The following is a 22,743-nucleotide window of genomic DNA, read 5'->3' on the forward strand; positions in this document are numbered from 1 at the left end:
TTCCCCTACCCTAATGATAAAACAAAAAAACCATTAAGTTCTGAAGAGGCATGCAAACGGGTTGCTGAACTTTTTAACAAAGGAACCAACTGAGACAAAGCCGTTCTGCAAGGTTTGCAGGAAGCGTTGGGGTTATCCCGGGAAAAATGGGAACTGGGATCTTTTTACTCGGAGAATCCGGATACCGAAACCTTTCTGTGCAAAGTGCTGGTTGCCGGAGCTGTCACCATATATCTCGATATCATTTCAGGCATCAATATACAGCAGATGCCGCCTGAAGGACAGGATTCGGCTCAACGCGTAAATACAGTGTTTAATATTTTTCTCGAAAAATGCAGCGGTGACAGGTGTGTGGATCCGGCAGTCTTTGATCCGTTCAAACAGGATCCGGCTTTGGACGGCACTGCGGTCGATAGCAGCTTTAAACAGGAATACAAACGCCGGATTCAGAAGCTTACAACTGCCTTTAAAACACATTTTAAAGTTAACACTTGTCAAGAGATTTTAGGGTTCGATCCTTTTCGTTATGCCGAATACGATGAAGCCATGCAGGAATTTATCGAAGAAGGCGAGTGGCAGTCCAAATGCAACGAATGCATCGAATTTATCGTAAAAAAAATATGTGAGAACGACTAGGCACGTCGCTTGATAACCATTAAGGGTCTCAGCAACTGAAGCGTCTGGGGGCCAATGAAAGGAGGTGATTTAAGGATATCACTGCAATCAGGATACACCATATCCAATAAAAGCAAACCAATCAGAGGGGGACTACCTATGAAATTAAAACACATCATTCTACTTTTACTTGTGGCTCTTTTTCTTATTCCTTCAGTTCCTGCCTTTGCTGCCGGTAAGCTAATAGAAACAGACGTCATCACCACCGAAAAAATGAAAATCGTCTGGGGCTATTGTCCGTATGGCATGCTGGAAACATCAGTCATGAAGGAAAAACAGTTTTATAAAAAATACCTCCCTAATGTTGAAGTTGATTGGTTTTTCGGCCTTTGGAGTGTTCATCTGATTAACAATTGGATTGCCGGAAAACTTGAAATTGCCTACCTCGGGAACATGCCCGCTGTCATGCTCCAATCCAAAATAAAAAACACCAAATGGGTTGGGGTTGCGGTTTATCCGCACGGTGATGTTGGTGCTGTCTTCGTACCAAAAGACTCCAAAATTAAAAGTGTAAAAGAACTGGACGGTGCGACTATCGCCACCGGTGTGGGTTCTTCACATCACCGCATTCTGGAAGAAATTGCCAAACAGGAAAATATTAAATTTAATATTGTCAGCCAGAACCCGGAAGTGGCTGTGGGCAATCTGGAAGCCGGCAAGCTGGACGCTTTCTGCTATTGGCCGCCCTACATCGAGCTTGTCCGCGAGAAAGAGGTCGGCAAGTGCATAGAGCCTTGCAACGCGAATAAATATGAACCCTATGTCAACGCCATCTGGCCGCTGCTTGTCAGTGAAAGATTTGCCAAAGCCCATCCGGATATCGTCAGAGGGCTCGTTAGGGCCGACAATGACCTGCACGACTTCATGAAAAACCATCCGGATGAAGCTGCCGAAATTGTTTACAATGAGCTGGAAAGAAAGATTCCGCTCGAATCACTAAAACGTTCGCTGGCCCGGTATAAATACTCAAATGAGCTGACGGACGAGCACATCGAAGTCATGCAGCGCGACATTGACTTTCTGTATGAAAAGAAGTTTCTCAAAAAACATTTCAAGGCAGCTGATTGGGCTGACAACAGTTTCTATAAATAAAGCGTTGCGTCATAAACATCATCCAGCCTGAATATGTCTGCAAAGGAAGGATGCGCATAGCATCCTTCCTTTCGGGCGATATCAGGGTATCTTTCACGACCTTTTGCACCTGTTTTAAAAGGAAACTGTTATGTCCAATGCAAATGAAGAAGCCCTGGATTTTGTCTGGCAGCCGCCGACGATAAAATCCAAGATTTTTAGCCAAACGACAATCCTGGGCACTATATCGGTACTGATGGTATTTGTTGCATGGGGTTTGCTGGTTCATTTTGAGGTCTACCGCTTTGTGCTCTTTCCCAGCCCAGCTGAAGTATTGGAAGAAGGTATCATCTGGGTCGGCAGCCATGTTTTCTGGATGGACGCAGCCGCAACCACCGCGCGAGTCCTTGGCGGGGTATCGGTCGCATATATTGTTGCCATTCCGTTAGGATTGATGATCGGCTGGAGGAAAACATTTTCCGATCTGACCTTTCCAACACTCGAGCTTCTGCGCCCTATTCCGGCGCCGGCTTACCTGCCCCTGGCCATATTGCTTTTGCCCTGGGAAGAGGCGAGTGTGGCTTTTATTCCTTTCATCAATGCTTTTTTTCCGGTTCTGCTCAATACGATCGTGGGCGTAAAAATGATCGACCGTGACTATTTCAGAGCGGCACGTTGTTTGGGCTCTTCCCCCAAACAGATATTCTGGCATGTCGTATTACCCGGAGCCTTGCCTTCCATCTCTGCAGGATGTGCCATCGGCATGGGTATCGGTTGGATGGGGGCCGTCGTGGGAGAGATGATCACCGGAAAATGGGGTCTGGGCTACCGTATCTGGGAAGCCTATATCCTGATCCAATATCCGCTGATTGTAAACGGGATGATTGCCATCGGAATTCTCGGTTTTGGAACTTCTGTTTTGATTCGATATCTAACCGTGCGTCTGGTCCCATGGAGGCGCGCCATTACCGAATCTTTGGAAGAATCCATTACGACATAGAGAGGAGATCATCGTGTCCGATCACACCGTCACCAATGAATCACTATTTTGGCACCAAATCTACCGAAGATTCGTTAACTGGAGCCTTTTTAGACAAATCATGTCATTTGTCTTGTTTTTAGTACTCTGGAGTCTCATTGTCGTTGCCGTGGATTATTTTGCACAGATCCCGACGCCCAAGGCCGTTTTCCTGGCCTTGTTCGAGCTGCCTTTCAGTGTCGTATTCATTAATATGCTGAAAAGCTTTTTCAGAGTTTTAGCCGGATTTTTTCTGGGAATCATCATCGGATTTCCCATCGGTGTGGCCATTGGATATTCAAAGGTTGCAAAAGGTCTTATCTTTCCGGCCTTTGAAATGGTGCGCCCGATACCACCCATTGCCTGGATACCGGCAACCGTGTTGTTCTTTGTTCATATTGAGTCTCAGATTATCTTTTTGACTTTTTATGGGGCCTTTTTCCCCATTGTCTATAACACCATGGGGGGCATTTCCGAAGTTGATATTCGATTGCCCAGGGCGGCAATGTCATTCGGACTCAACAGGAGACAAATGCTGTGGAAAGTCATTTTACCGGCAGCCATGCCACAAATCTTCACCGGTATGAAACTGGCCATGGGAATTACCTGGATTCTGGTCGTCGCGGCGGAGATGATGGCCAATAAAGGGGGCATGGGCTATTACGTCTGGTATAATCATACTGTAATGGACTATCCGCATGTTGTTTTGGGCATGGGGATCATCGGCCTGTGCGGGGCGATTTGCTCTATTGGCATCGCCTGGGTGGGTAATTACTTCACCAGATGGCAACGGATTTTTTAGGAGGCTATGCGCATGTCAGCCAGCAATCAGGCAAGCGAGGTCATTTTTACAAATGTGGGCCGGATGGCCGTTTTCAAAAAAACACAGACGATCATCCTAAAGAACTGCTCATTTACGGTTGAGCCCGGAAAATTAACCGTCTTGATCGGCCCCTCCGGATGCGGAAAAACAACGATTATAAATTTGATCGCCGGTTATGAACGGCCCGATCTTGGAAAAGTTGAGATGGATGGTCAACCGATTACTGGGCCCAATTGGGAACGCTTGGTTGTTTTTCAGGAAACTGCTCTTTATCCCTGGCTGACATGTTATGACAATGTGATGTTCGGACCACTTGCCCGCAAAGTCATGACCAGGGAACAGGCTCATAAAGAAACATTGAGACTTCTGGCAAAGGTGGGTCTGGAGGATTTCCGTGATAAATACCCCAGTCAGCTGAGCGGTGGCATGCAGCGGCGCGCCGAATTGGCCCGTGCTCTGATCAACCAACCCAAGGTCATGCTGATGGATGAACCTTTCAGAGGGTTGGATGCCATGACACGACAGCTGATGCAGGAATATTATCTGAAGCTTTTTGAAGAAACTCATGCCAGCCACGTATTCGTTACTTCCGAACTGGATGAAGCCATCATCCTGGCAGATAATCTACTGGTTATGACAAATAAACCATCAAATATAAAAAAAGTCATCGAAGTCGATTTGCCGCGTCCGCGCGATTGGAGCATGGTGACATCAAAAAGATATCTGGAAATCAAAGCTGAAGCTTTAGAGCTTCTGCATGAAGAGGCCGTCAAGGCTTCGACAGCCAGCGGCAAGGTGGATGTTGATCTTTCCGGATTATTAGAAACGTCTCATGCGGACTAACCGCATGAAAAAGTGAGGGAACTGTGGAAAGTAAACCCGATGGAAAAAGAGAAGGTAGAATTCTCATCGAACATGTCGAAAAAGTTTACGATCCAGAAGGTGTCAATGTCCATGCTTGCCGAGACTGTAATGCTGACATTCAGCCCGGCGAATTTGCCATGGTGGTGGGGCCGTCCGGATGCGGCAAGACGACTCTGTTAAATGCTATCGCCGGATTTGATAATGCCACCAGTGGTGCTATTTACCTGGATGATGAAAAAATCGCTGCCCCCGATATCATTCAAACACCCGGCGCGGATCGGATGGTGGTTTTTCAGGGTGGGGCCCTGTTCCCCTGGAAAACGGTCATGGGTAATATCACCTACGGGCCGGTCATGCAGGGTAAAATGCAGCTTAAAGAAGCCGTGAGCATGGCCCGGGAATTAATGGATCGCCTTGGGCTCAGTCGGGATATAGAAGCGCTGTATCCGGACAATTTGTCCTCCGGCATGAAGCGGCAGGTGGAAATCATTCGGGCACTCATAAATGACCCTAAAGTATTATTGCTAGATGAGCCGTTCCGCGCCCTGGACAACATGTCTAAAGGACTGATGCATGAATATCTGCTTTCGGTATTCGAGCTGACACACAAAACCATTTTTTTCATCACTCACGATCTTGATGAAGCCGTTTTTTTAGCGGATAGAATTTTTGTCATGACTACCCGCCCGGGAACCTTCAAAGCCGTCATTGACGTCGACATCCCCAGACCAAGAAATTTCCGGGTTTTGGCGACCGAGCGGTTTGTAGAAATAAGAGAGCACGTCAGAGCTGAAGTAGAAGAAGAATCCATGAAGGCTTTTGAAGCCGGTGAGCGCGAGCTGGCTTAACCAGGTAAAGATTGAAAGATAATAGCGCTATGGTAAAAAAATATTAATTCCCTTTGATGGCTCTGAGCATTCCAAAAAGGCCATCCTGTTTGCGTCTGATGTTGCCCAGAAGCACCATTCAGAAATTTTTCTGGTGCATGTTGTTAAAGACAGGGATATTCCGCCTGAAATCCTGGAGTACATCGAGAGTGAAAAAATCGACGGCGGTATCGGCAAGGTATCGGCCAAGCTGATCAGTGAAGGTATCATGAAGGCTGCTCAAAAGCAGCTGCAGGCGATGGGATTAAAAATTACCAAATCAATGGTCTTCCGTGGTGATCCTGCTGAAGAAATTTTACAGTTTGCCAAAAACAATGATATCGATATGATTGTGATTGGCAGTCGCGGCCTTGGGAAAATCAAAGGTCTTCTAATGGGTAGCGTATCCAGTAAAGTCTGCCATCTGGCGGAATGCACCTGCGTAACGGTAAAATAATATTGGCTGGTATTCGTTTAGCTACTTTTTATAATTTAATAAATTCCTACTGACACTTCTCAAGTGGACGTTATTAAAAATGGGTCTGCTTAGACAATTGCATGCTTCGGGTCTTATTTTGTGAATCCAAAAACGCGAGTTTTAGTTGCCTGCCGGATTTTTGAACCTGAGCTTGAAATGCTCCTCACTCCTGAATCGAATATTGAAATTCGATATCTGGACCAAGGCCTGCATCGTTACCCGCATAAAATGCCTTCCCTCGTTCAGGATCAAATCGATCAGGTGGCCACCTGGGCCGGTGAAGTTGTTCTCGGGTATGGATTATGCTCGAACGGCATCGCCGGTGTGACTGCTGGCAAAAGTGGCCTTATCGTACCTCGCAGCCATGATTGTATCGCATTTTTTTTGGGTTCCTGCACAAAATATCGCGTGGCATTAAAAAAGCGTCCGGGCACCTATTATTTAACGGCCGGCTGGATTAAGGAAGGTCAGGACCCATTAGGTATTGTTGACAATGACTACACGCCACGACTGGGTCGTAAAACCGCCATATGGGGAATGACCGAAGAATTGAAAAATTACAGCCATGTGGCTTTTATCAATACCGGCGCCGGTAATACGGCTCATCTCCGTCAGAGGGCTGCAGAAAACGCCGATTTTTTTAATAAGAAATTTATAGAGGTCAAGGCAGATTTAGGATTTTTAAAAAAGCTGCTTTACGGTCCCTATTCCAATGAAGAATTTATCTTTATGAAACCGGGGGATTGCATTGAACAAAAGATGTTTTTAAACTACCCTTCCCAATCCTGCTAAAATTGGATTGGACAACAGCTAAACGTATTGTTGCGAATCCGGCACCAGGAATTATGTTTTGGATTTAAGGCGCTGAAGTGCATTTTTTTGCGAGTATTTTGAAAGGAGAATTGATTGATGGACCTTACAAAAATAAAGCCTGATGAAACATTAGATGTCAGGGGTATCAGCTGCCCCATGCCAACTTTAAAGACAGCCAAAGCCATGAAAAGTCTGGAGATCGGTCAAATTTTAGAAGTGCTGGGTACCGATCCGGGAACCAAAAAAGATATGCCCAAGTTGGCCAGAAAATCCGGACATGAGTGGCTGGGTTTTATAGATGATGAAGAAGGCTTTTTTCGTTTTTATCTGAAAAAAGGCGAAAAAAAATAAAGGAGCACGGAAATGGCCCAAACGATCGGTATCTGCGTCTCAACCGGAAACAATCTACACCATGTGATCGGGTTGGCAAGGGCGGCCAAGAGTGCCGGCAAGCAGGTCGAAATCTTTTTTACCGGAGATGGTGTCCTGTTGACCCAGAATTCCCGCTTCTCAGAACTTATAGATATTGCCCAGGTGGCTGTATGCGAAGTCAGCTATATTGACCGCGGATACCAGGGTAAAGAACTTGCCGGCCTGGTTGATAAGGATTTTGTGACCCAGGCACGCAATGCGGAAATGGTCGAGGAATGCGATCGTTACGTGATGCTTTAGGAGGACGGTATGGCCAAAAAAGTTGCTGTGCTGATAAAGGACAAACAAAGACAGTATGAGGGATTACGCTCAAGTTTGGGACTTTTGATGGAATTTCATATCGTCAGTATGATCGTTTTAAATCATGAGATCGAATTGACCGAAGAATATAAAGACAACATGGAATTCATCGATGAGATGGAAGGAACCCGTTACAGCAATGTGCCAGCCAATGTTGAAAAATACGGCTTTGAACCTCTCGACCTAGCAGCGATCCCCAAAAAGCTTAAAGAAAACGACATTATTATCGCTTTTTAAGAGGTACGATAATGAAAATTTTGCATATCTTGCGTTCCGAACCCGATGAAAATACGCGCGCTTTTATTGAGCAGACATTTGAAGACGCCCAAAATGTTGAGGTGCCCCTATATGAGGACCATATTAACTATGACGCGTTGGTCACAGAGATTTTTTCAAGTGATAAGGTCATCTCCTGGTGGTAACCGAGCGATGTTTAATGGGCAATAGATTGAAGCCGTACTTTCGTAAAATATGCCACCATTTTATTTAGATGGAAACCTTGCCCCGGTCATCTAATCCGGATTGAGCAATAACCATATCTATCCAATCCCGCTCAAGCGCTAAGCCCACAAGAAGCAAAAAGGTCTAACTATGTCGACCTTACTGATTGCGGCTCTAATTGTTTTTGTTTTTACAGCAGTGTTGACCATCGCCGGTGTCGGAGCGGCATTCAGCATTATTCCATTCTTTTTTTGGATGGGATTGCCTCTGAAAGAAGCCATGGCGACTGCCTTGCTATTAAACAGTCTCAGTATGGGTTTTGCCTCGGTCACCTATATACGCAATAAATTGGTTGTTTTCCAAGTTGCACTTCCTGTATTGATCGTGGCTTCGATTTTTTCTCCGCTGGGGGCCTTTTGCACACAATTTATCTCGCGCGAAATTTTGTTGTGGCTGTTTGCAGGGTTCTTAATCTTTGCCGGTTCTATGATGCTCCTTTTCAGACCTCAAGCGAAGGAATCCTTTTACACCTGGAAACAGCAACTGCTTATAGGTGGGCTCATTGGCGCAGTTGCCGGTTATATCGGTGGCCTGCTGGGAGTTGGCGGCGGAAACCTGATCGTTCCGGCTTTAATCTGGATAGGTTTTGAAGCCCGCAAGGCAGCAGCCACATCGGGGTTTATCGTCATTTTCTCGTCTTTAGCAGCCTTCCTCGGCCATGTCCTGCTGGGCAATGTGAACCTGCCGCTTCTGGGAATATCGGCTTTTGCTTCAATCGGCGGTGGGCTGCTGGGCGCATGGCTATTATCAATTAAACTAAAAGGGTCACATGTAAAGACTGTCATCGGTCTGGTGCTTTACATAATTGCCATAAAAATGATATGGGGACTGTTGTCATAAGTCCTGTATCGATCCATTATCGCATCAAGAATCGTTAAGGCCTAAAACCATATGAAAATTGTAACCACCATAGACCAAATTGTTGATCATATTCGCAACGCCATTTTTAGCGGCAAATTTATTCCCGGGTCGAAGCTAAAGGAAAAGGAAGTTTCCGATTGGCTTGGCGTCAGTCGTATGCCGGTTCGAGAGGCTTTTAGAATATTGGAGGCGCAAGGCTTGATTGAAATCGAACCGAACAAGGGTGCTAAAGTTACCCGCATTTCGCTTGAGGATTTGGAAGAAATATATGAAGCCAGGGTTTTACTGGAAGTGTATTGCCTGCGTAAATTCGTTGGCTTGATAAGCGACCAGAATATAGCGATTATGGAAGGTATTTGTGATAAAATGGAAACCTCCATAGAACAAAAAGATCCGCTGGCTTATTTTGACCATTCTTTTAATTTTCATAAATATTACATTTCACATTGTCAAAATAAGGTACTAGAGTCTGTCTTTATGCGAATGGAAAACTCAATTAGATGTCTGCAATTTAATTTGGAGAAAAAACCAGAATTCTATCGCAAGTCCCTCAAAGAGCATCGTCAGATTCTGAAGGCACTACGAGCAAAAGAAGCTGATGACTGCGAAAAATTAATCCGCCGTCACTTGGAATCGGGTTATAAATCCAACAAAAAAATCGTGACGCAGCTGCAGAAGACATAATGCCAAAAATCTAAACGCCTTAGGTTTTGTTTGGCAGTGAAGCTGTCTGTTATCCTTTTGGGCCGCCGTAAAATCAAATCTAAAATCCTTTATACAAATGATTGACAAAAAAAACTCGAAACGGAAAAAGACAATGGTAAAGCAAGCGATCGAGGATTTATATATCTGTGGACTGCCTTACTTGCAGGATTTGCATCTTAGGGCCGAATGGGACGGTAAGGCCGGCAAGGGATATTTCACGACCCAATCCCATCATTCTGGAGGCGCAAAAGGTTGGGTGTATGGGGGCCTAATAGCAAGTATGATTGATTGTCACAGTATTGCAACAGCAATTGCCTCTACTTGCCAGGCTGAAGGACGCGAGCCTTCGGCACAACCGAAAATTCAATACGTAACGCGCCGCCTGGATGTCAATTTTAGATTCCCCACACCCGTAGAAACAGAACTTTCTTTGCTGGCAGAGGTAAAAGAGATAAAAGGCACGGACGTTGTGATTAGTTGTTCGCTTTTTGCTGATGATAAGGTATGCGCGCAGGCTGAAGTAATTGCGGGGCGTATCTGGTGAACACAAAAATTGTTCGCCTTTCTTTGGTATCCGCTTGAAAAACTTACCGACTGGGTTCATGCTATTTAAATATACGGCTTCCTATATCAAAACATAAATTGGGTTAGCCGAAACGCCTTAAAATAACAAGAAATGAAATTACTATGAAAAATACGGATTCGATGTTGCATAGGCGAAGCGACGAAGCTAAGGCTTTGATGCAGGTGGCATTGGGACAGGAAAAAGCGGATTTGGCGGTGATCAATGCCCGGTTGTTAAATGTCTATACCGGGGAAATATTGGATGATTATGCCATCAGCACCAAGGGGCGCTGGATTGCCTATGTCGGCCAAAACCCAGACGATACCATCGGGCCCCACACCGAAGTCATCGATGCTGATGGTCAAACCGTTATTCCCGGTCTGATCGACGGCCACACCCATCTGTCGTGGCTGTGCAAGATCGATGAATTTTTAAAATATGCGGCCAGGGGCGGTACCACCACCATTGTCAGTGAAACCCTGGAAGTTTTTCCAGCCGGTGGATTTGCGGGTCTGATCGATTACCTGGCATCGTTTAAGGACCAGCCCATCAAAATATGGGCCACTGCGCCGGTGATGATTTCGATCAGCAAAACAGCTCAAGGCATCTCAGAAGCAGAGCTTCAAAAGCTGCTCGAGCGTGACGACATCATCGGGTTGGGTGAATCTTATTGGCAGGCGGTAATACAGGATCCCGACTGGCTTCTGGCGTTATTTAAACAAGCTCAAAAGGCCGGCAAAACCCTCGAGGGGCATACCGCCGGTGCCAGTGAAAAAAAACTCGCTGCCTACATTGCCAATGGTATTACCTCCTGCCACGAGCCCATCAATGCCGAACAGGTCCATAAGGGGTTGCAGCAAGGACTGCACATCATGATTCGTGAAGGGGCGGTGCGCAAAGATCTTGCGGAAATCGCTAAAATCAAGAACAAGGGTATCGATTTGCGACGCCTGATTCTGGTCAGCGACAGCATATCACCCGCCGACTTGATGGCCAACGGCTATATGGAAGCCATCGTTCAAAAGGCCATCGATTGCGGTTTTGAGCCCATCAATGCCATTCAGATGGCAACGTTGAATGCTGCCGAGCATTTTTCGCTGGACCACCTGATCGGAGGGATTGCGCCAGGCAGATATGCGGATTTTGCGATCATCCCGGATATCGCCACCATCGCTGCTCAGATCGTCGTCAGCAATGGACAGGTGATCGCCCGCAACGGAAAATTACTGGAGGCCCCGCGGTCACATGCTTATGCGTCCGAAAGCCTGAACACCATCAATCTGCCACGTGACCTGAAACCTTCCGATTTTATCATCCGTGCACCTGACAGCGTTGAGCATATAAAGGTTCGCGTTATGAACATGGTCACGGATCTGGTTACCGCTGAAATCAAGGATTGTATTGCAGTTCGTGATGGCCAGGTTTCCGCTGATCCGGATACAGATCTAGCAAAAATAGCTGCTATTGATCGCATCCACAACCCCGGTCGCCTGTTCGTGGGATTGATCAAAGGATTCGGTGTCCAGTCCGGTGCCATCGCCTGCAGCGCTGCCTGGGATACCACCGATATTGTCGTGGTCGGCAGCAATGACAAAGACATGGCCGCAGCAGTTAACCGCATTCGCAGCTTACAGGGCGGCGCTGTTGTCTGCCGGGACGAAAACATCGTCGCGGAACTTCCGATGCCCATCTTTGGTATCATCTCGAATTTAAAAATTGAAGACGTTGTTAAGGCATTTAAAAATGTTACCCGGGCAGCTCAAAATCAGGGCGTCCCCTTCCCCGATCCGGTACTTTCCTTGATAACCTTAACTGGCGCAGCGATCCCCTATCTGCGCATCTGCGAGGAAGGTTTAGTGAACTTAAAAGACGGCCAACCCGTTTCGCTTTTTATTGAATAAAGTCCAAAATATGGTATGTTTTCTTGATCTCAGAGGATCTGGACTTAAGTTTATATTCAGGCTTAATAAGTACCATCTAATTTTGGAGATTTCCTGTTATGGCTGAAAAAGACCTATTGGAAGGCAAACGAATTCTTTTGGTGGATGATGAACCGGATGTACTGGATACCCTCGTGGACTTGCTGCCGATGTGTGAAACGGTTAAAGCATCCAATTTTAAAGCGGCCAAAGATTATCTGGAGTCCGAGTACTTCGATTTGACGATTCTGGATATTATGGGGGTTGAAGGCTATCAACTGCTGGAGATCGCCAAACAAAAAGAGGTTACGGCTGTGATGCTGACCGCCCATGCCCTCAGCCCGGAAAATGTGGTCAAATCTTACAAGGAAGGCGCCGCCTCATACTTACCCAAAGAAGAAATGGTGAACATCGCCTCTTTTTTAAATGACGTTCTTGAGGCCAAAGAACTGGGCAAGAGTCCCTGGGGCCGCTGGTATGATCGCATGGGATCATTTTTCGAAAAAAAGTTTGGCCCCAAATGGCAGAACAGCGAAAAAGATTTTTGGGAAAAATTTCCGTTTTATTAAAAACCGATGTCTGTCACCCTCAAATGGTTTCCGCCCTCCTGGTTTCAAATCCAAACCGAAAATGCGGTCATCTATATTGATCCCTCATATTTGCGCTCTTATTACACCCATTATCCCCACAAAATTGAATTCAGCCGTTGGCCCGATCCCATTGATGGCTTGCCCGAAAAGCTGCCAAAAGCAGACCTCATCCTGGTAACCCATCATCATAAAGACCATGCCAAAGATGTTACGATCAAGAGGCTCAAGAGAAAGAATACGCTGGTGGTTGGCCCAAAACGTTGTATTAATAATCTGGGGAAAAATATTCGGGTTGTTAAACCCGGTGTTGATTTCACTTTCCGGGACATAGCGATCAAAGCAGTTGAGGCCTACAATACGCCGGAAGGAAGTTCGACGCGTAAGGTTCATCATCAGGGCGACGGTGTTGGCTATGTCTTAACTGTAGAGGACAAAACCATTTACCATGCCGGTGACACAGATTTTATTCCCGAGATGAAACAATTGGGATGGGTCGATGTGGCCTTGTTGCCCATCGGGGGCACATTTACCATGGATCTGACCGAAGCGGTGCGGGCCGCCATTGCCATAAACCCCAAAGCCGTCATCCCCATGCACCTCAGCAAAGCCAATCCTCAGGACTTTAAAACCAAAATAGAAAAAAAATCAAAAATCAGCGTCGTGCCGTTGCAAATTGGTGAAACTTACAAGCCGACGTGACCAATGCCGGCAAGACCGACCGGAGCAATAACTCGATGAATATAAGACAAACACTGTTATCTATCGGCATCGAGGTTTGTTAATTTCGTAACTACATCTGAAAATTTTGCTGAATCGTAATTTATCATATCTCGCCAAAGAACCAAATATACCCAAGGGCTGATACAGTGAGAATATTACAGATTCAGCGATATTGCAGATATCATCAAATGGTATTGAAAAACCCCTGCGCAATGCCGGAGCCATTTACGCTTTTTGCAAAATATCCGTTAATGCGGTCACAAGCCTCTCGGTTTCCTTCATGGTATTATAATGAGCAAAACTCAACCTAAGAACACCATCATCTGGGTCAAGACCCATTTTTTTTAAGATTCGGTAGGCGTAGAAATGACCATGCTTGGTTGCAATCCCCCTTTTTCCCAACAAGGTACTCAACTGGGCCGATGTGGCATTTTGCGAAATAAGGGCTATATTCGCCTCCCGGCCTTGCATGGTGTTTTTCCCGAATATTCGCGTTGGCAAATCTGTAAGTCTTTCTAACAACACCTTACACAATGATGCTTCATGACTATTCATCAGATCGGAAATCATTGATACTTTGACATTCAGGGGCAATTCAGATTTTTCAAAATGATGATCATAAAGTATTTCAAAATAGTCGCCTAGCCCGGCAAGGGCCGCAATTCCAGCATGGTCTGGTCCTGCCGCATCCAGCTGAGACCAGGGCCGGTGGGCATTAAAAAAATGGCACTGGGGCTGCAACATTTCTAAAAAATCTGGTGATACGTACATGATCCCTTGGTGGGTTGCATAGGTCTTATAGGTAGAAAAACAATATGCATCAGCCTTGGTGTTCGCTAGATCAGGCCAGCGGTGCGGTGCGTATGAAACGCCGTCGATAATAACTTTTGCTCCAACACTGTGTCCCATATCGATTATCTGACCGATGGGATTCACTGTTCCGATAATATTGGAGCTGTGAGTAACACAAATAATTTTGGTATTACTGTTAAGTAATTTTTCCAAGGATGCCAAATCAAGTTCGCCGGTACTTTCATTTACCTCCCACAAATTCAAGTTTGCTCCGGTGTGCTTGGCAACCCTTTCCCATCCGCCGATGTTTGCCTCATGGTCTTGCTCTGAAATAATGATCTCATCATTTTTTGAGAGAAATTTAGCGCAAGCACTGCTCAATGTATTCAAATTCTGGGTCGTCGATGGTCCTATGGTGATCGTATCCATGGTGACACCCAATAGATCTGAAATCATTTTTCTGCCTTTGTCCATCTGCTCTCCTGCAGCATGGGCAAGTGCATTATCGCCGTAAGGTTGAACCTTATTATTTTTGTAAAAATGCTCAAGTTTATCAATCACAGGTCTGCAAGGAAATGTACCACCCGCATTATCAAAAAAAGCCCATTCATTGGATTGGTCTAAATCAAAGAAAGGAAACTGTTTGCGTGCAAAATCAACATCAAAAATCAACTGATCTGTGGAATTAGCCATAATTTTTAAGCACCTTTTTATACACTAATATTTTTCCCGATTTCATATCATAAGCTCTTACATATCAACAGGCCAAAGCAAGCCTTCAATATGTTGCATGTGCCAAATCGCAGATACCGTGCCTGAATATGGAATGTGGAGAAACTACAAATTTACTGGATGGGCGTAGGCAATACATATGAACCAACATAGCTGGTTCGAGAACATACTAAAAAAATGAGTGGCCAAGCACCGGCTGGTTTATAGATAATTCTAAACCAGCAAAAATGGTAGTCATGACCACTCATCTTTGGACGGAATTTTATCATGGATCAAGCGCGCCCCTTTCCAGCCAGGAAGCGCAGTTGACAGAGAATTGCATCCGTTTAGCTAAATTTTATGGGCTCAGTTATTTTTTGAGTGACAAATCCCGAATAGCGGCTTTGGGCGCATTTTTCTTAACCGAAGCAATGCCTTTTAGCATCGATGCTCTGCTCGCATATGATTGGCTTTTGCCGACGACTTGTTTGTTGGCTGCCACCAGAACAAAATAAGGCTTACCGACTTTGGTTTTCTTTTCTTCAAAGTTCGCCTTCTTGCGACAGCTGGCGCATACAGCCTTGATTCCGTTTTTTGCTGCTGCTTTACTCTTGTAAGTCTGACTTGTCAGCACTACTTTTCCGTTGGCTGATTTGAGGTTGAACGAGAACTTGCCGCTTCTGCCTTTTTTTAACTCAAATTTACCGATCATAAGACCCCCTTTTTGTTTACAGTGGAATAAGGTTTACTGCACGCATCCGTTTTTTATGCCCATTGAATTCCCGGGCGAATCCAATTAAACTTCCCAAACATAATACATTTCTTGCGTATCACAACTTTTTCTGAGTCTCAACACTTATCATTCACGGCTGTAGAAAAATCTTGTTTACCGGAATAATGTGGTCAATTCATTTCAATGAGGTCTGACACATTGATTTCAAGCATTTTAACACTGGCTAAAATACGCACCGTGTTGCGGGCAATGGCCGGAAACTCTTCTCCGATGCAGTTAAGCTCTTGGGCCGTTTTCTTCAGCAGTTGAATTTTGGCATTGATTTCATTCAGATCAATTTGCTGTGTCATCATTTTTCCTTGTTTTAATTTACGCTGTCTGGATTAACTTGCCTCTAATGGCCATACCCGCCAGAATTAGCAGGCGCAATATGCTCCGGCGTGGCAGGCAGGATTAAAAAGATGTGGAATCATTGGTTAAGAAAAACCAATCACAAGATGGAAAATTTTTTGTTTTCGGCCTCTCACCGAAAACAAAAAACCCTTTGCGCCCTCTGCGTCTCTGCGGTGAAAAAATATCATCTTTATTTCTTTGGCCTTAAATCCTTGAAGCGCTTAGCCTTAACCTCATACCGGGGCAATGTTTCACAGCCGCAGATTTCAATATCATAGCGCAGATTGGTCTTCAATCTGAGCTGATCCACCAGCTCGTTTTCAATCAGCGAGCATTGGTCCTCTGCATCCGGCAACACCTCAACCCTTAGTTTAATTTTATCGGCATCCCCTAATTTTTCCACTATGACTTCATACTCGTCGCCCAAACCTTCAATACTGCGCACGACCTCTTCGATAGCCGAAGGTGCAAGCAGGACGCCTTTGACCTTGGTGATATCATCTGCCCGGCCAACCACACCGCCTTTGATTAAACGTGAGGTCCGCCCGCATGAACAGGAATCGGCAGCCCATTCAATCACGTCTTTGGAATCAAAACGCACACAAGGCTGGGCCATGCGGTCCAGGGCGGTGATCACCATCTTGCCCCGCTGCCCGGGTTCTTCGATGATCTCTCCGGTCTCGACATCTTCGATTTCCACCAGAAACAATGCTTCGTTGACATGCATACCGCCGGGTTGATCCGCACATTCAAATGACCAGGCGCCGATTTCAGTCGCACCTGCGTGATCGTAGACTTTCGCCCCCCAGGCTTCTTCCAGGCGTCTTTTGGTGCTCGGTATGCTGGCACCGCATTCACCGGCACATGTAATTTTACTGATCGGCAATGCAGCAGGATCGATATCCATTTTTAGACGAGCAATTTCGGCCATCCCCAGAATATAGGTAGGGGTACCCATCAGGGCAGTTGCCTGCAGCTCTTGAATCTTTAAAAGACGCGCCTTGGTATCCAGCACACCACCCGGAATCACTTCACAGCCGATTTTTTCAGCCGCATAATGCCCAGCCCAAAAAGCCACAAATATATTGTAGCCGAAAGGAATAAAGACCCGATCCTGCGGCCGGTAGCCCTGAGCCCAGAGGATATAGGACCAGCACTCCATCCACCACTCCCAATCCTGCCAGGTGTCAGGTTGATACACCGGTTGGCCGGTCGTGCCGCTGGTCTGACGAAAGATGGTCACTTCATCTAAGGGCACGCAGAGGGCTTCGCCATAGGGAAAGGGTTCTTTGCGCTGAATGTCCCGCATCATGGATTTCTCCACTTTGGGAACCCGCTCAATATCATTGAATGACCGGATGTCTTCCGGTTTTACGCCGGCATTGTCATAAAGACGCCGGTGGAAGGTGGAGTGTTCGTAGGTCCACTTAAAAATTTTTTGAAATTTTTTCAGTTGTAGTTTTTTGATTTTATCGGGCGGCAGGGCTTCCAGCACTGGATTCCAATAAATTTGATTAGAATTCATTTTCATTCCTCAATTCTGTATAGCCTGTGATAAATTTAGCTAAACCTAGCCCATGTTGGTGCCTGTTTGGGTTTGGGTTTACGCCCGTAAAAAACATCATCCATAGTGTTAAAAAGCCTGCGCGACAAACGATTGCGACTGATCAGAGATCGGATGATCCTGTGGGGAAAAGTGCTGGCATGGCTCCAGGGGCACACCCGCATGCACACATTGCAGTCGGTGCCCACCTTTCCCCAATAGTCAAAGCAGGTTTCGGCATTCAGCTTCCAGCGCAAGGTTCCGTTGACTTCGGTTGGATCGTCCAGCGAAATAGATTTGGAAGGGCAGCAATTGGCGCACTTTTTACAAATCCTACAAAAGTCTTCGACACCAATATCCACCGGGCTGTCGGCGACCATTTCAAGATCGGTGGTCACCGCAGCCAACCGAACTCGCGGCCCGAGATCCTTGGTCATCAGATAGCCCAGCCGGCCGGTCTCTCCCAAACCGGCATCAACAGCCAACGGAACAAGCAAAGTGTCATAATGCCGCACGTGATTGGCGGTGGCCGAATAACCCATATTGGCAATATAGGCTGCCAGTTGAGTGGCAATAACAGCGCCTTGAGCATAATTGCTCATACTGGAGATGACAGTGGGTGTATGGGGCGCAGTTCCCACCAGTTCGAAAGCCATCTCAGTGGTAAAAACAATCGCATATGGGTGGGTGATGTCGATGTCTTTGCCCCAGTCTTCCCAGTTTTCACGAAAAATCTCTCCCCGTTTGGAATACAACCACAACGGGTTGATCCTGGTAATTCCCACATGTTTGGCGCCTAGATTGAGGGTATAGCCTTTAATGCGGTCACTGGCCTCCTGCGGGCTCAACTTAACCTTCTGCGCATTGAATTCAGGATGGGGCACCGGTTGATATGTTTCCGGTGCCGAGAGGCTGAGGGCGATGCCCTGGGAAGATAGGGTTGCCGCAATGTTGGGTCTGTCTTTGGGTTTGTCGATGACTCCGGGTTTTCCTAAGGGCCCACCCATTTCTCTGCGGCCGGCATCCATCTTTTCATATTCAGGCCGCATTTCATAATAGATCCGGTATGGTTCCGTACCCGGTTGAATAGTACGATTGCGGGCAAAAACAATATCCCTTTCATCAATCTTTTTAACCTCACCGACAATTGCGCCGCGCGTTCCCATTAGCGCCTTTGGGTTGGTCGGTGTCTTTTTTACAAAAAAAATAGCAGCCAGAGCTCCGCCGGAAATTAGACAAATCAAAATGCCAACGCCACTGCCCGAGTAAAGGAATCCAGTTCGCCACCAATTAATAAACAGGAGCACTAGTCCGGCCATTGCCATAAATTGTATCCCGGCGAAAATGGATGCGCGTTTTTCCAATTCCCTTATGGATGAAATCAAATAGCTCAAACCTACAGCAGCCTGGCCGATGAGCCCCACCAGTACAAGTAGAAAAATGATTTCCATCATGCTACCACCACTCCAATTTAAGTTAAAACTTTTTAGACAATTATGCGGCCTGAAAGACGATTAATACCCTGATTAAATTTCCTTGGAAATTCAATTGAAGGGCCAGGCAAGCTGCGCGGTCGGGTCGTGTAAATAAACCCGGTTCCTCGTTAAACAAGTTTCCCGGAGATTCGGTCAGCGAAAAGGGATGGGAAGATATTAATCTGCAAATAATGATCAATGCGCGGTTTGGGTTATGTCCCGCTAAAAGGCCGGCAAATCGCTCTGCAGAAACCACTTTTCCTGTTCAGTGTCATATTCCCATTTTTGGCGGTCAATCAGTGTTTTTACGGTCACATCCTTCATACGGTAGTACTGAAAGTCAACCAATTGGATGATTTTGGTTTTGTCCTCTGAAATAATTGTTTGTTTGACTTTGTAATTGGTAACTTTGACGTTGCGGTAATTTTCAAAATCCGGCAGCACTTCTTCCCTATCCGTAAGCTTTTTAAAAGCAAACGCGGCTTCGAATTCACCCCAGCGAATCGCCCGCAGGTATGCTCTGGAGGTTTCGTCAAATTGACTCAGTTTTTCGCCGGTTTCCATTGATGCGCATCCCAGCATCAGCAGGATAATGACAATCGCTTTGACCGCATATTTGAACATATCAGCTCCCTTTTTTAATGGTGTAACAAAAATCACAGTAGGCCGCTCCTTCCATTATGGTCCGGGTTCGTTTTAGATTGATATGATGATTAAATCCTTTAATCAAGGCAAAGTCACGCGTACATGAAAAAAGGCTGCCCCATGTGGCGAAACCCAATTTTTCGTACAGCTCGGCATAACGGCAACGCGTCACATTAAAATAAAATTTCTGCTTGCTTTGCTCAATAATATCGATCTCCAAAGCGTTATCCTGGGTCCAAAATCGGAGCAATTCAGCAAAATGTGCCAAAGAATTGCCGCCGACCTGTTGGGCTAATTCAGCACCCTGGTCGGTGGCAATTTGAACAATGCCGCTGCGGACCAATTCCAGCCCTTTCTTATTCCCAAATTCGTGACTGAAGGCCTCAATAAGCGGCACCAGAATACGGGCTTCTACCTCCCTGCGGGTCAACACGCCAATTTTTGCATTTAGATCGTCCACGCTAACCACCCTATCTCATCATGTTGCCTAAGGCTTTTTTTAGGTATTCAAAACAGACGGCGTATGTCAAGGTGTTTGTGTGATTTGGAAGTTAAATTGCTCAAATTATTTCATTTTTAAACTTCATCAGCGTAAAGTTTCCATCCGAAAGCTATAAAAAGCTTGCCAAATAGAAGCGGGTTGTTCTAAAAACCTTCTATTTCAAACAGATAAAACAATTTTCTGGATATGCCATTTACAGAGCGCCATAACATGTCACGCCAGGAAGTCATCAGCGCCTATTTAGATGCATTGGCCAAAGGTGATGATATTGGGATCTTAAAATTGTTTGCCGATGATGCAAGGATCACTTCGCCTCTCTACGGTGAATTGGCAGCTGCTGATTTTTATCGACAGCTGTTCCAGGATACGGCAAGTTCACAGATCCGTTTAAAGGATATCTTTGCAAATGTGACAGACCCTGATCAATATGCGGCCCATTTCGTTTATGATTGGACACTCAAAAATGGCGAACTGGTATCCTTCAGATGCATGGATATTTTTAGATTTAAAAAGGATTCAAATAAAATTCATCACCTGGTAATTATTTATGACTCGAGTCGCACCAGAGATGCATTTACCAGACAATCCAGCGCTTAAATAATCTTGTATGTCAGCAGGCAAATGCACAAAATTCGATGGGTGATCACATTAAAAAGTAAACAGGATATGGTAAAATGAAAGAGTGGCTTCTCCCGGCAAGTATGACGATGATCTGTTGGGGCATTTGGGGTTTTATACCAAAAATAACCACCCGATACATCAACCCGCTGAGCGCTTCGGTCTACGAGGGCATCGGCAGTGCTGTTTTTGCTTTAATCGTTTTTTTCTTCATCGGTTTTAAACCCGAGGTACACCCCAAAGGCATTTCCTTGGCTTTTGCCACCGGTTTATTGGGTATGCTGGGAGCGCTGTTTTATCTTTTTGCGATGCCAAAAGGCAAGGTTTCGGTGATCGCCACCATTTCCGCCTTAAATCCGGTGATTACGATTGCGTTGGCCTATTTCATTTTAAACGAACCCATCACTTTGAAAGAAAGTCTTGGGATGGTATTTGCTTTTATCGCCATCGTTTTGTTCACTGTCTAGGTCGTGTCGCGATAAAAACGAAAGGAAATAAAGTATGCCCAAACATATTGGAATTGTCGGCTGCAGTGCTGAAGGCGCAGCCCTGTGTTATCGCACGATATGTGGCGAAGCACCGCCCGTAATGGGTGAGCATATGCATCCTGAGGTCAGCATGCATACACATCCGTTGGCAGAATACATGATTCACATTCGCACGGGCGACTGGAAAAACGTTGCCGCCCTGATGCTTTCTTCAACTCAAAAGCTCTCTGAAATCGGGGCCCAGTTCGCCATTTGTCCGGACAACACCATTCACGAAGCATTTGATTATGTAAAAGAGAAGTCACCGATCCCCTGGCTCCATATTGCCGAAGCCGTTGCTACAGAGGCGCGCGCACAAGGCTATCAGCAGCTGGCCATCTTGGGAACCAAATATCTCATGACGGGTCCTGTTTATCCCGGCATGCTAAGCAAATTTGACATCAAAAGTCAGATACCCACAGATAAAGATCGTGAGCGCATCGATGACATTATCTTCAAAGAGTTGGTAAACGGGGTTTTCACCGAGGCATCACGTCTTTATTTCAATACCGTTATCGAAAAGTTAAAGGACAGCGGGTGTGATGCAGCCGTGTTGGGATGCACCGAAATCCCATTGCTGGTTGATCCGGAAGACTGTCCCCTGCCGGTCCTGGACTCCACCCGTTTGTTGGCCCGTACTGCCATAAAAGAGGCTTTAGCATAAAGATTCGCTGTTTGCGGATAAACAGTGAGAAATGATTTGAACTGAACAGGGAAACGCTTATGAAGACATCGATTTTAAACAACAGACTCAATCGGGTTATGATGACAGGCATTTTTTTGGTTTTGATCGGCTGCGAATCCGCTTACTATAAAACCATGGAGACCATGGGTTACCATAAGCGGGATATCATGGTCGACCGCGTGCAGGATGCCCGTGATGCCCAGGAGGACGCCAAGGAGCAGTTTGAATCCGCTTTGGAGCAATTCAGCACGGTTCTTAATTTTCAGGGCGGGGAACTTGAGGAAAAATATAATCAGCTCAAAACCGAATATGACGCCAGTGAAAAACAAGCGCAAAACGTGCGCCTTCGAATTGAAGAGGTCGAGGATGTGGCCGCAGATCTGTTTGCTGAATGGCAGGAGGAATTAGATCAGTACACCAGCAGCAGTCTCAGAAAATCCAGCGCACGCAAACTCGCTGAAACCAAGCGCCAATACGCGAAATTAATCGGTGCGATGAAACGTGCCGAGCGTAAAATTGATCCGGTCTTGAACGCATTTCGTGATCAGGTTCTGTATCTGAAGCATAATCTCAACGCCCAGGCCATTGCCTCACTGCAAAGTGAGCTCGTCTCAATTGAATCCGATGTTGCCAGGTTGATTAGGGAAATGGAAGCGTCTATCAAAGAAGCCAATGCATTCATTACCTCAATGCAACAATCCTAAAACGTGTTTCAGGCTGCCTATCTTTTGTCCGAGGGCTGCGTTATAATCCGTTTCAAAATGCTCGCGTACTATCGTGTAAGCTCCACTTTCGAACGTTATTGCGCCTAACCCTCAGACAAAATCTAATATTTCTAAGCCAGTTTATAAATGCGTAAAGTCCTGAAAAACGTTTAGCTTTATTTATTTCCTGATTTTTTTTGTTCATATTTGCCAA

At 45.8% G+C, this 22,743-nt stretch carries 29 protein-coding genes; 22 read left to right on the forward strand and 7 right to left on the reverse strand.

Translation table 11 applies throughout. The features are described 5' to 3' along the window. The first annotated feature begins 126 nt into the window (after positions 1-126). The 18 genes from QNJ26_15730 (at position 127) to QNJ26_15815 (ending at position 13,180) form a co-directional block, all read left to right on the forward strand. A complete protein-coding gene (locus tag QNJ26_15730) occupies positions 127-636 on the forward strand; it encodes a hypothetical protein (GenBank protein MDJ0986990.1) in 510 nt (169 codons plus the stop codon). A 138-nt stretch (positions 637-774) separates the two neighbouring features. After that, positions 775-1,767 (forward strand): ABC transporter substrate-binding protein, encoded by a 993-nt coding sequence (locus tag QNJ26_15735; protein MDJ0986991.1) that lies wholly within the window; start codon positions 775-777, stop codon positions 1,765-1,767. A gap of 130 nt (positions 1,768-1,897) precedes the next feature. After that, entirely contained in the window at positions 1,898-2,746 is an 849-nt protein-coding gene (locus QNJ26_15740; GenBank protein MDJ0986992.1) for an ABC transporter permease, read from the forward strand. Positions 2,747-2,759: 13 nt separating this feature from the next. After that, the gene (locus QNJ26_15745) at positions 2,760-3,566 is read left to right on the forward strand and encodes an ABC transporter permease (protein ID MDJ0986993.1); all 807 of its coding nucleotides are present in this window, start codon (positions 2,760-2,762) and stop codon (positions 3,564-3,566) included. A gap of 12 nt (positions 3,567-3,578) precedes the next feature. Beyond that, positions 3,579-4,430, forward strand: coding sequence for an ABC transporter ATP-binding protein (locus QNJ26_15750; GenBank protein MDJ0986994.1), 852 nt, complete (start codon positions 3,579-3,581; stop codon positions 4,428-4,430). Positions 4,431-4,453: 23 nt separating this feature from the next. After that, positions 4,454-5,299, forward strand: a complete 846-nt coding sequence (locus QNJ26_15755; GenBank protein ID MDJ0986995.1) for an ABC transporter ATP-binding protein — start codon at positions 4,454-4,456, stop codon at positions 5,297-5,299. Positions 5,300-5,345: 46 nt separating this feature from the next. Then, positions 5,346-5,774, forward strand: coding sequence for a universal stress protein (locus QNJ26_15760; protein ID MDJ0986996.1), 429 nt, complete (start codon positions 5,346-5,348; stop codon positions 5,772-5,774). Between the two features lie 177 nt (positions 5,775-5,951). Further along, entirely contained in the window at positions 5,952-6,587 is a 636-nt protein-coding gene (locus QNJ26_15765) for a DUF1638 domain-containing protein (GenBank protein MDJ0986997.1), read from the forward strand. Positions 6,588-6,704: 117 nt separating this feature from the next. Continuing rightward, positions 6,705-6,959 carry a sulfurtransferase TusA family protein gene (locus QNJ26_15770; GenBank protein MDJ0986998.1) on the forward strand — a complete coding sequence of 85 codons (255 nt, stop codon included), beginning with the start codon at positions 6,705-6,707 and terminating at the stop codon, positions 6,957-6,959. A 12-nt stretch (positions 6,960-6,971) separates the two neighbouring features. After that, the gene (locus QNJ26_15775) at positions 6,972-7,280 is read left to right on the forward strand and encodes a DsrE family protein (GenBank protein MDJ0986999.1); all 309 of its coding nucleotides are present in this window, start codon (positions 6,972-6,974) and stop codon (positions 7,278-7,280) included. A 9-nt stretch (positions 7,281-7,289) separates the two neighbouring features. Continuing rightward, the gene (locus tag QNJ26_15780) at positions 7,290-7,577 is read left to right on the forward strand and encodes a hypothetical protein (GenBank protein MDJ0987000.1); all 288 of its coding nucleotides are present in this window, start codon (positions 7,290-7,292) and stop codon (positions 7,575-7,577) included. An 11-nt stretch (positions 7,578-7,588) separates the two neighbouring features. After that, on the forward strand, positions 7,589-7,762 hold the full coding sequence (locus QNJ26_15785; protein MDJ0987001.1) for a hypothetical protein: 174 nt from the start codon (positions 7,589-7,591) through the stop codon (positions 7,760-7,762). A 169-nt stretch (positions 7,763-7,931) separates the two neighbouring features. Next, complete coding sequence (locus tag QNJ26_15790; protein ID MDJ0987002.1) at positions 7,932-8,681, forward strand: sulfite exporter TauE/SafE family protein; 750 nt, start codon at positions 7,932-7,934, stop codon at positions 8,679-8,681. A 51-nt stretch (positions 8,682-8,732) separates the two neighbouring features. After that, positions 8,733-9,386: a GntR family transcriptional regulator gene (locus tag QNJ26_15795; GenBank protein MDJ0987003.1), complete on the forward strand. Its 654-nt coding sequence runs from the start codon at positions 8,733-8,735 to the stop codon at positions 9,384-9,386. Positions 9,387-9,519: 133 nt separating this feature from the next. Beyond that, a complete protein-coding gene (locus QNJ26_15800) occupies positions 9,520-9,951 on the forward strand; it encodes a hotdog domain-containing protein (GenBank protein MDJ0987004.1) in 432 nt (143 codons plus the stop codon). Positions 9,952-10,094: 143 nt separating this feature from the next. Beyond that, positions 10,095-11,873: an adenine deaminase C-terminal domain-containing protein gene (locus QNJ26_15805; GenBank protein ID MDJ0987005.1), complete on the forward strand. Its 1,779-nt coding sequence runs from the start codon at positions 10,095-10,097 to the stop codon at positions 11,871-11,873. 98 nt (positions 11,874-11,971) lie between these two features. Continuing rightward, positions 11,972-12,460 (forward strand): response regulator, encoded by a 489-nt coding sequence (locus QNJ26_15810; GenBank protein MDJ0987006.1) that lies wholly within the window; start codon positions 11,972-11,974, stop codon positions 12,458-12,460. Positions 12,461-12,466: 6 nt separating this feature from the next. Next, positions 12,467-13,180, forward strand: coding sequence for an MBL fold metallo-hydrolase (locus tag QNJ26_15815; GenBank protein ID MDJ0987007.1), 714 nt, complete (start codon positions 12,467-12,469; stop codon positions 13,178-13,180). Positions 13,181-13,426: 246 nt separating this feature from the next. Here QNJ26_15815 and QNJ26_15820 read toward each other — a convergent pair whose 3' ends face one another. From QNJ26_15820 to QNJ26_15850, 7 genes are all read right to left on the reverse strand, one after another. Continuing rightward, entirely contained in the window at positions 13,427-14,686 is a 1,260-nt protein-coding gene (locus tag QNJ26_15820) for an aminotransferase class V-fold PLP-dependent enzyme (protein ID MDJ0987008.1), read from the reverse strand. A 388-nt stretch (positions 14,687-15,074) separates the two neighbouring features. Beyond that, positions 15,075-15,416, reverse strand: a complete 342-nt coding sequence (locus QNJ26_15825) for a YegP family protein (protein MDJ0987009.1) — start codon at positions 15,414-15,416, stop codon at positions 15,075-15,077. Positions 15,417-15,607: 191 nt separating this feature from the next. Further along, positions 15,608-15,790 carry a hypothetical protein gene (locus tag QNJ26_15830; protein MDJ0987010.1) on the reverse strand — a complete coding sequence of 61 codons (183 nt, stop codon included), beginning with the start codon at positions 15,788-15,790 and terminating at the stop codon, positions 15,608-15,610. 230 nt (positions 15,791-16,020) lie between these two features. After that, on the reverse strand, positions 16,021-17,355 hold the full coding sequence (locus QNJ26_15835) for a phenylacetate--CoA ligase family protein (GenBank protein MDJ0987011.1): 1,335 nt from the start codon (positions 17,353-17,355) through the stop codon (positions 16,021-16,023). 35 nt (positions 17,356-17,390) lie between these two features. After that, positions 17,391-18,827, reverse strand: a complete 1,437-nt coding sequence (locus QNJ26_15840; GenBank protein ID MDJ0987012.1) for a reductive dehalogenase — start codon at positions 18,825-18,827, stop codon at positions 17,391-17,393. A gap of 243 nt (positions 18,828-19,070) precedes the next feature. Continuing rightward, a complete protein-coding gene (locus tag QNJ26_15845) occupies positions 19,071-19,472 on the reverse strand; it encodes a hypothetical protein (protein ID MDJ0987013.1) in 402 nt (133 codons plus the stop codon). Between the two features lies 1 nt (position 19,473). Next, positions 19,474-19,953: an L-2-amino-thiazoline-4-carboxylic acid hydrolase gene (locus QNJ26_15850; protein ID MDJ0987014.1), complete on the reverse strand. Its 480-nt coding sequence runs from the start codon at positions 19,951-19,953 to the stop codon at positions 19,474-19,476. 252 nt (positions 19,954-20,205) lie between these two features. On the opposite strand from QNJ26_15850, the gene QNJ26_15855 reads away from it, so the two are divergent. From QNJ26_15855 to QNJ26_15870, 4 genes are all read left to right on the forward strand, one after another. Further along, complete coding sequence (locus QNJ26_15855; GenBank protein ID MDJ0987015.1) at positions 20,206-20,592, forward strand: nuclear transport factor 2 family protein; 387 nt, start codon at positions 20,206-20,208, stop codon at positions 20,590-20,592. A gap of 77 nt (positions 20,593-20,669) precedes the next feature. Next, entirely contained in the window at positions 20,670-21,080 is a 411-nt protein-coding gene (locus tag QNJ26_15860; protein MDJ0987016.1) for a DMT family transporter, read from the forward strand. Positions 21,081-21,114: 34 nt separating this feature from the next. Beyond that, positions 21,115-21,804, forward strand: a complete 690-nt coding sequence (locus QNJ26_15865; GenBank protein MDJ0987017.1) for an amino acid racemase — start codon at positions 21,115-21,117, stop codon at positions 21,802-21,804. 59 nt (positions 21,805-21,863) lie between these two features. Next, entirely contained in the window at positions 21,864-22,529 is a 666-nt protein-coding gene (locus QNJ26_15870; GenBank protein ID MDJ0987018.1) for a DUF2959 domain-containing protein, read from the forward strand. Positions 22,530-22,743 lie beyond the last annotated feature (214 nt).

It is taken from the genome of Desulfobacterales bacterium (assembly GCA_030066985.1).
Classification (GTDB): domain Bacteria; phylum Desulfobacterota; class Desulfobacteria; order Desulfobacterales; family JAHEIW01; genus JAHEIW01.